The 7,889-nt window shown below is 65.9% G+C and carries 8 protein-coding genes; 5 read left to right on the top strand and 3 right to left on the bottom strand.

Annotated elements, in window-relative coordinates; translation table 11 throughout:
- Positions 1–419 precede the first annotated feature (419 nt).
- Positions 420–1,901 (bottom strand): hemolysin family protein, encoded by a 1,482-nt coding sequence (locus tag NO347_RS08840; protein ID WP_256289247.1) that lies wholly within the window; start codon positions 1,899–1,901, stop codon positions 420–422.
- A gap of 156 nt (positions 1,902–2,057) precedes the next feature.
- On the opposite strand from NO347_RS08840, the gene NO347_RS08835 reads away from it, so the two are divergent.
- From NO347_RS08835 to NO347_RS08825, 3 genes are all read left to right on the top strand, one after another.
- A complete protein-coding gene (locus NO347_RS08835; RefSeq protein ID WP_256289246.1) occupies positions 2,058–2,327 on the top strand; it encodes a glutathione S-transferase N-terminal domain-containing protein in 270 nt (89 codons plus the stop codon).
- On the top strand, positions 2,327–2,836 hold the full coding sequence (locus NO347_RS08830; RefSeq protein ID WP_256289245.1) for a redoxin domain-containing protein: 510 nt from the start codon (positions 2,327–2,329) through the stop codon (positions 2,834–2,836). Before NO347_RS08835 ends, NO347_RS08830 begins: the two co-directional genes overlap by 1 nt.
- Before the next feature lie 83 nt (positions 2,837–2,919).
- Entirely contained in the window at positions 2,920–3,573 is a 654-nt protein-coding gene (locus NO347_RS08825) for an L-threonylcarbamoyladenylate synthase (protein WP_256289244.1), read from the top strand.
- A gap of 26 nt (positions 3,574–3,599) precedes the next feature.
- Here NO347_RS08825 and NO347_RS08820 read toward each other — a convergent pair whose 3' ends face one another.
- On the bottom strand, positions 3,600–4,295 hold the full coding sequence (locus tag NO347_RS08820) for a CRISPR-associated protein Cas4 (protein ID WP_256289243.1): 696 nt from the start codon (positions 4,293–4,295) through the stop codon (positions 3,600–3,602).
- Positions 4,296–4,383: 88 nt separating this feature from the next.
- A complete protein-coding gene (locus tag NO347_RS08815) occupies positions 4,384–4,866 on the bottom strand; it encodes an FKBP-type peptidyl-prolyl cis-trans isomerase (protein WP_256289242.1) in 483 nt (160 codons plus the stop codon).
- 91 nt (positions 4,867–4,957) lie between these two features.
- Here NO347_RS08815 and NO347_RS08810 point away from each other — a divergent pair, with 91 nt between their 5' ends.
- On the top strand, positions 4,958–5,362 hold the full coding sequence (locus NO347_RS08810; RefSeq protein WP_256289241.1) for a DoxX family protein: 405 nt from the start codon (positions 4,958–4,960) through the stop codon (positions 5,360–5,362).
- 60 nt (positions 5,363–5,422) lie between these two features.
- The gene (locus tag NO347_RS08805) at positions 5,423–7,798 is read left to right on the top strand and encodes a hypothetical protein (protein WP_256289240.1); all 2,376 of its coding nucleotides are present in this window, start codon (positions 5,423–5,425) and stop codon (positions 7,796–7,798) included.
- Positions 7,799–7,889 lie beyond the last annotated feature (91 nt).

Raw genomic sequence — 7,889 nt, 5'->3', positions numbered from 1 at the left:
TGAACAGGACGAGCCACTTGCCCTCGTAGTCGTCGGGGATGGTCAGTTCGCCGTGGCTCGTCTCCACGGTGAGCTGGGGGAACTGATCGCCGATTCCGGGGGCGCCGGCCGATTCGTCGGGGTCTGCTGTGGGTTCTGCCATTGCAATTCTCTATTCGGGGGCTGCACACTAAGTACATTCCCTCTGAACAGTTTTCTCTCTATCTCAGTTCTCTCACGCCCAAGAAGAACAAAATTTTGTAGTGAAAGAATCCTGAACCAGATTAGAGAAATAATACTTTCTAAGAAAGAAAATACAAGAGGTCAAAAAGCGAACTGACTCGTTCGTTCAGTCCCTTGGACGCCCCGTTCGATCCGGAGCCGGGGGCGACGACGCAGAGCGGTCGGTGCCGGGGCGCTCCGGTCGAAAGTACGTGCGATTATTCGCTTTGCGCCGGCGACTCCGAGGGTTCTTCCTCCGAGGTATCGTCGCCCTCCTCTTCGATTTCGGGTTCTTCGGGCGTCGTGATCCGCGCTTTCATAATGCGAGTGTTGTCGACCTGTTCGATCCGGATGGTGATCCCGTCGTAGGTGATCTCTTCGCCCTCCTCGACGAGTCGCCCGGCGCGGTTGAAGATGAATCCCGCGAGCGTCTCGAACTCCTCGCCTTCGGGGAGTTCGAGGCCAAGCGCTTCGTTGACTTCGTCGATGTTCACCTCGCCGCGGACGAGCGTCTCCCGGTCGTCGAGGAACTCGAAGGCCTCCTCCTCGTCGTCTTCGAGGATGTCGCCGACGATCTCCTCGACCATATCTTCGAGCGTCACGAGCCCTTCCGTGGTCCCGAACTCGTCGATGACGATGACCATCCGCAGGCGGTTGTCCTGGATCTCCGTCAGCAACTCGTCGACGTTCTTCGACTCGGGGACGTGCAGCGTGGGCTGGACGATGTCGATCAGCGACGCGGTCCCCTCGCCGTAGTGCTTCTCGCGCACGAGGTCCCGGATCGTGACGATACCGATGATGTTGTCGAGGTTGCCGTCGTAGACGGGGACGCGCTCGTGGTCGGACTGGACGCACGTCTCGATTGCCTCGTCGATCGTCGCGTCCTTCGCGACGGCGGTCATATCGAGCCGCGGCGTCATCACCTCTTTGGCGATGGTCTGATTGAACCGGAAGATCCGATCGAGCATCTCCCGCTCTTCCTCCTCGATGACGCCTTCGCGCTCGCCCGTCTCGATGAGGTCCTGAATCTCGTCGCGAGTGATGTAGGACGTCTCGATGGCCGAGCGGCCGCCGGTCACCTTGTTGATGACGCGGGTCAGGTAATCGAAGATGACGACCAGCGGCAGGAGGACGTACTCGGAGTACTTCAGGGGGCGCGCGATACGGAGCGCCCACGATTCTGTGTTCTCGACCGCGTAGGACTTCGGCGCGCTCTCACCGAAGAGCAAGACGAGCGTCGTGATCCCGAACGTCGAGGCGAGCACCGCCGCACCCGGGTCGAAGTAGATGCTCACGATCGCCGTCGCGATCGAGGACATCGCGATGTTGACGATGTTGTTCCCGACGAGGATCGTGATCAGCAGTCGGTGGGGGTTCGCCTTGAGGTCGCTGACGATCTCCGCTCTCGGGACGCCGTCTTCGACGAGCGAGTCGATCCGGTGTTTCGCCAGCGAGAACATCGCAATCTCCGAGGAGGAGAAGAACGCCGAGAAGGCAATGAGAACGAAGATTGCGGCCGCGCCCGCGATGGTGACCGTCGTGTCGTTGATCGGGAGGGCCTGGAGGATCGGCCCCAGGACGGCTGTCGGTTCGACGACTCCACCGTCGAGTGAGTCGACGGTCGGCGCGATCGCTGCCCAGTCATCGGTGCCGCGCGGCCGTTCGACGGCGAGAGATGCGAGTGGCGGAGACAAACCCATATAACTACGTCACCTTGTCTGGCCCCGGAATTAAGAGTTACCCTCGGATCCGTCGATTCCGTCGGCGCACAGCGGCCCCACTCGCCTGTCGCTGGTGCGTCGAACGCTATCTTCCGGGTGCGAAGGGCTTAGGCGTTCATCGTTCGTACGCCGGCTATGAGCGATTCGGACCCACACATAACGCTGTATCGGCTCCAGGCGTGCCCGTTCTGCGAGCGCGTCGTCAGAGTCCTCGACGAACTCGATCTGCCGTATCGCTCTCGATTCGTCGAACCGATGCACGCCGACCGAAACGTCGTCAAGCGCGTCTCGGGCAAGCGGAGCGTCCCGGCGATCGTCGACGAGAACACCGGCGTGAAGATGTCCGAATCGGCCAACATCGTGGAGTATCTGACGAAGACCTACGGTGACGGAGGTGTCGCCTGATGGTCGACTTCGAGGTCGTCTCGCTCCCGGAGACGGACCACCCGACGGTCGGTGAGATCGCCCCGGACTTCACGCGCCCCCTCGTGAACGAAGAGTACTGGGAGGACGCGTCGCTGTCGTCGATCGTCGCCGATGGGCCGACGCTCCTGGTATTCCACCCGATGGATGGTGCGTTCCCGACGACGTACATCTGGAAAGAGATCGACGAGCGCGGATTCGCCGCCGACGTGCAGGTCGTCGGCGTCTCGATCTCCTCGCCGTACGAGCACAAGGAACTCCTGAAAGAGCGCGCCGCGGACGCGCGACTCTTCTCGGATCCCACAGCCGAGGTCGCCGCCGCCTACGACGTCGAACACGACCTCGACGGGATGGCCGGCGTCACGGAGCACCGACCGGCAGTCTTCCTGCTCGACGAAGAACGGACGATCCAGTACGCGTGGGTCGCCGGGGAATGGCCCGAGTTCCCCGCGTACGACGAGATCGCGGCGGCGATCGACGACCACGTCTGAGCTGTTTTCGGTCTCGCGGAATGCCTCCTCCGGCCCGCCGCATCCGCCACGCTCTTGCTGGCTCGCCACGACGGGTTCACTAGATGACGGGGTTCGACGAGACGTTCACGGACCAACTCGACACCGCTCTCGACGAGGCGGCCGACGCCATCGAGAACGGCGAGACGGTCGTCTACCCGACCGAGACGGTCTACGGGCTCGGGGCGGACGCGACCGACCCCGACGCGGTCGAACGCGTCTTCGAGACGAAAGGCCGCGACCGGACGAAGCCACTCTCGATGGGGGCGCCGACGATCTCGGTCGCACAACGATACACCCAGCCCAGCGAGCGCGCGCTCGAATTTATGCGGGCGTTCCTCCCTGGGCCGGTCACCGTCGTCGTCGAGCGCGACCCGTCGCTCCCGGACCTGCTCACAGCCGGCCGCGACCGGGTCGGAGTCCGGATCCCGGACCACGAGGTCGCGCTCGCGCTGTTCGAGCGGGTCGCTCCCACGCCCGTGACGGCGACGAGCGCGAACGTCAGCGGCGCTCCGAGCGTGACGGAAATTTCGGAACTGGACCCGGACCTCCGGGCGTCGGTCGGGGCGGTCGTCGACGCCGGCCCCACACCCGGTACCGAAAGTACGGTCGTTGATCCCCAGCGAAACGTGATCCACCGACGCGGCGCGATGGCCGACGCTATCGTGGCCTGGCTCACCGACGAGGCCGGGTCCGAACCGGTCGTCGAAGACGGCTAACGCGACGCCGACCGACCCAGTCCGGCTCAGCCGAGTCCGAGCATCGTCTTCAGCGACCGCGTCTTCGTCCCACACGCCGTCCGGTAGTCGCAGGCCTCGCACTTCGCTTCGTCGCGGATGCGACTCGGTACCCCCTGCATCGACCGGACCGTCCACAGCGTCCGCCGGTAGGCGCTCTTGTTCCGCGTCGTCAGCCGGACCGTTCGGACGACGCCGTGCGACGGATACTCGACGAGCGCACGCGGAATCGCCCGCCCGCGCTCCCACGCCAGCGCTTTCGCGATGGCGACGGCGCGGACGCGCTGGGGCTCCCAGACGCCCCGCGGTGGCGGATCGCCCGGTGACACGACCGTCGGCGTCGGTGGCGGGGCGTCCTCGTCGTCTCCTGCGGATTCGAGAACCTTGTGTGCGACGCCGTGGCAGTCACGGCCGTAGAGAACGACGTTTCGGAGCGCGGGGTCGACGAGCCGACCGTAGTCGTCTCGCTCGGCGAGCGCCGCCAGATTCGATCGGTAGGTCGCCGGGGACACCGCAAGCGGCCGCTCCTGAAGCCGTCTGTCCGCCGCTGTCCGGAGGGCATCGTACTCGGACGCGAGTTCGCGCACGGCGTCGACCTCCGGCGGCGCGTGGTCGTCGTCGCGGCGGGCGTAGTAGAGCTGTCGCGGGCAGTAGGCCGCGCGGGCGAGGTGCGAAATCGGGATCGTCTCGGGCGGGGAAGACACGTGGGCAGTTGCTCTCCTTCCCGTATTTGAACGCTCGGATGATCCCCATCTCTGAGCGGGGCCGAGATGTGTCGTACGGCCCGGACGGCTACTCGTCCCGCTGGTGATCGACGATCTCGACCTCGAACACGAGCGTTTTCCCCGCGAGTTCGTGGTTGAAGTCGACTTCGACCGCGTCCTCGTGGACGGTGACGACGTCCCCGTGCAGTCCGTTCTGCGCGTGGACGTGGAGGCCGACCGCAGGCGACTCGCCGACCATCCCCTCGAACGTTTCGGGGTCGTACTCGCGGACGCGGTCGGACCGAACCTCGCCGTACGCCGCATCCGGTGGCACGTGGACCGTTTCTTGGTCGCCGACGCGCATTCCGCGGACGGCCTCGTCGAGCCCCTCGATCACGTCGCCCTCGCCGACGGTGAACGCGAGCGGCTCGTAGTCGCTCGGCTCGCGATCTTCCGCGTCTGCGAGGCCGTGCTCAACCGCGACGGCGTACTTCGAGGTCCCGAAGACGGTCCCGTCCTCCAACCGGCCGATGTACTCCACAGCGACCCGATCGCCCGCCTCGATCTTCATACACGGGTATGACGAACCGATCGGCAATACGCTGTCGGCTTCCCCCGATACCGACAGAACGCTTATCAGCGCCCGCGAACGATCCGCGGGTATGGTCGAGGACACCGAAAGCGCCGATTCCGACGGCAGTCCCGCCGCCCCTTCCAGGCTCGGCCGGCTACTGTTCGGGTTCGGCCTCGCGCTCCAGGCGTCGGAGGACTTCCGCGATATGGAAGACACGATCGAATACGCCGAATCCGCGGGCGTTCCGTTCCCCCGACTCGCCGCGCCGTTCGCCTCGGGGATGATGGTCGTCGCCGGTCTCGGCGTCGCGTTCTGGCGGCTCCCCAAGATCGCGACCGGCGCGGTCGTCACCTTCCTCGCGGTCGTGACCACGACGATGCACGACTTCTGGAACGCCGACGAAGACTCCCGAAGCGGCGAACGGCTCGCCTTCTTCGGCAACCTGGCGATGTTCGGCGCGGCGCTTGTGTTCCTGCGCGAGGCGTACAAATAACGACACTGCGAAGTCGCTGTGTCGCCCGCTTTTGCGACGAATCCACGACTCACTCAAACTGTGACCTCTACCGACACGACTGACCTCAGCCGTCGGACGCTCCTCGCCGCCCTCGGCGGTGTCGGCACGAGTGCGCTCGCCGGGTGTTCGTTCACCGACCGCGAGCCCGACGGCGAAACGACCGCGACTGATCCCGACGCCGCTCGACGACTCGCAGAGCGGTTCGCACCGACGCTGTACTTCGACCGCGCGGAACCGTGGCTGCCGACGGACCCACGCCCGTACGCGAGCGAGCAGGACGGCGAGTCGATCGTCGACGGCTTCGACGCGCTCGACGGCTATCACGAGCAGTATGCGGCGTCCGGCGAGCCACCGAACCCGACGGTGTTCTACAACGCCGTCGAGTACGACGACTCCCCGCTGGCCGTCGTCCAGTTCTGGATGTACTCGGCGTTCGATCAGTTCTCGACGAACTTCCACTGGCACGATTGGGAGGTCCTGCACGTCTTCGTCGACACCGACACCGGCCGACCGCAACTGTACGTCGCGAGTTCGCACTCCCGCAAAGTTCCGAACAACGAGTTTCTGGACCCCGAACCCGAGATGGTGCCGCGGCTCCTCTCGGAACTCGGCTCACACTCCAGTGCGCTGTCCGTCAACGACGAACCCGACGGGTTCCAGCGCTTGCCGGGGGCGGACCTCCTCGCCGACATCACCAACTCCGCGATCACGAGCATCGAGGCGCTCTCGGAGTTGCCTCTGGCGTACGGGCTGCCGCGCGACGAAGGAGCGCGACTTCCCTACGTCGTCCCCGAGTACGAGGGCGCGCCCGTGTACGAGCACGAGCGGCTACCGAACGTCGACAGGGACGCGCTCGTGCCGGACGAACTGACGGTTCGGTCCTTCGATGCCCTCGCGTCACCGCCGACGGACCTCCCCGAGCGGTCGACCGGCGTCGTCTTCCGCTACAGCGGACGCGAGGGCGCACCGGGGAACGCCTCGACGGCCACGAGTTCCGAAGGCGCGAACCCGGATCTGGAGTCAGCGACCGACGACACGTACGATCTCGTCCCGACGAGCGAGATCGAACACCTCACCGATTTCACCGGTCCGCAACTGAGCTTCGAGTTCGCGGTCCCACAGGCCGCCGAGGACGCCATCGCGGGCCACATCTCGACGACCGGCGCGCCGTGGGGACAACCGCGCTATGAGAACCCTGCGGCGGACATCACCGACTCCAACCATCGGGCGGCGCTGGCAGAGCGCTACGACGCCATCGGGGCTGCAGCGCCGATCAACACCGTCGTCGCCCGTGTCACAGAAGCCGTCACGACGGACGACGCCCCCGACCAGGAGGGGCTGACGACCGCGGACGCGACCGTCGAAGCCGTCGCGCTCCTGGAAAGCGATCCGGTGGCCGTACCGACGTTCGAAGGCGTCGCGGTCGTCCGCGACGTCCCGGCGGGCGACCACCGCTTCACCGTCAACGCCCCGGGTCAGGCGCCGCACAGCGAGCGACTGTCTGTCGGCGACAGCGAGTCAGACGCGACAGCGACGAGTGGCGGATCGGAAACCGCGTCGGACGTGACGACGACGGACACGACCACATCAGAGGAGTCGCCGACGACGGTTGACGAGCAGACTGCTCCTGCCTCGCCGACGACAGCCGAGTCGACGACAGCCGAGTCGACGACAGCCGAGTCGACTACCTCTGGTGAGACTGCATCGTCGACCACCACCGGCGCGCCCACGTCGTCGGCAGACCAACGCGTCGCGACCGCCGGCGTCGACGGAGAGATCCCACTCGTCGCGCGCGAGGACGCCCGAAAGCTCGAAGTCGACGCCTCGGGAACCGACGCCGACCTGACGGATCTGGCGGTCGAAGACGACTTCGCCGGCCGACTCTACGACGCCCCGCTGGACGGTTCTGACGCGGTCTACGTCCACCGCGGCGGTGCGTACACGACCGAAGTCCGGGACGCCGACGGCGCCCTCGGGGCCTTCAGAGTGAACCCAGATCCCGACGCGTCCGGTGCCCTTCGAATCGACCGGCCGGAGACAGGGAAAGCGTCGCTCGCCGCGTTCCTCGCGTCGATCGCCGCCGAGACGCGCGACGAACTCGCGGCGCTGCTCGACGGCGAACTGAGCACCTCGCTCGACGGTGGAGGCGTCCAGAACGCGCTCGGCGGACTTCTCCGTGCGTTCGATGCGATCGTCGAGGCGGCCTCGCGTGCAGCGGAGCGCGCTCGTGCCGGCGAGCGCGGCAACGCGGATCAGCAACTGCAGGCGGTCGAAACCGGTCTGGAGCGCGTTCTCGATCGGATCGAAGCCGCGGGCGACACCGTTCCGGAACCGCTCACGAACGCCGCGCGAAACCGAATCGCGCAGGCGAACCGGCGGGTCACGCAGGCGCAGCAGTCCGAGAAGCTCTCGTAGCAGTTGCAACTGCTACAATATAGCTGCCGCACCGCTTCGAGCTCTTAGGCTCATACTGTCGGACAGAAGTTCGTGAATGATGTTGGCATCC

Origin of the sequence: Halobellus inordinatus (assembly GCF_024464655.1) — an archaeon.
GTDB lineage: Archaea > Halobacteriota > Halobacteria > Halobacteriales > Haloferacaceae > Haloquadratum > Haloquadratum inordinatus.
Note: the sequence above shows the minus strand (reverse complement) of the source record. Positions and strands in the feature narration are given on the sequence as shown.

Bases quoted from the DNA above. Each gene is read 5' to 3' on its own strand.
- NO347_RS08810 (WP_256289241.1), top strand. From the start codon at position 4,958: ATGGTCGAGGACACCGAAAGCGCCGATTCCGACGGCAGTCCCGCCGCC.
- NO347_RS08815 (WP_256289242.1), bottom strand. From the start codon at position 4,866: ATGAAGATCGAGGCGGGCGATCGGGTCGCTGTGGAGTACATCGGCCGG.
- NO347_RS08840 (WP_256289247.1), bottom strand. From the start codon at position 1,901: ATGGGTTTGTCTCCGCCACTCGCATCTCTCGCCGTCGAACGGCCGCGC.
- NO347_RS08835 (WP_256289246.1), top strand. From the start codon at position 2,058: ATGAGCGATTCGGACCCACACATAACGCTGTATCGGCTCCAGGCGTGC.
- NO347_RS08830 (WP_256289245.1), top strand. From the start codon at position 2,327: ATGGTCGACTTCGAGGTCGTCTCGCTCCCGGAGACGGACCACCCGACG.
- NO347_RS08825 (WP_256289244.1), top strand. From the start codon at position 2,920: ATGACGGGGTTCGACGAGACGTTCACGGACCAACTCGACACCGCTCTC.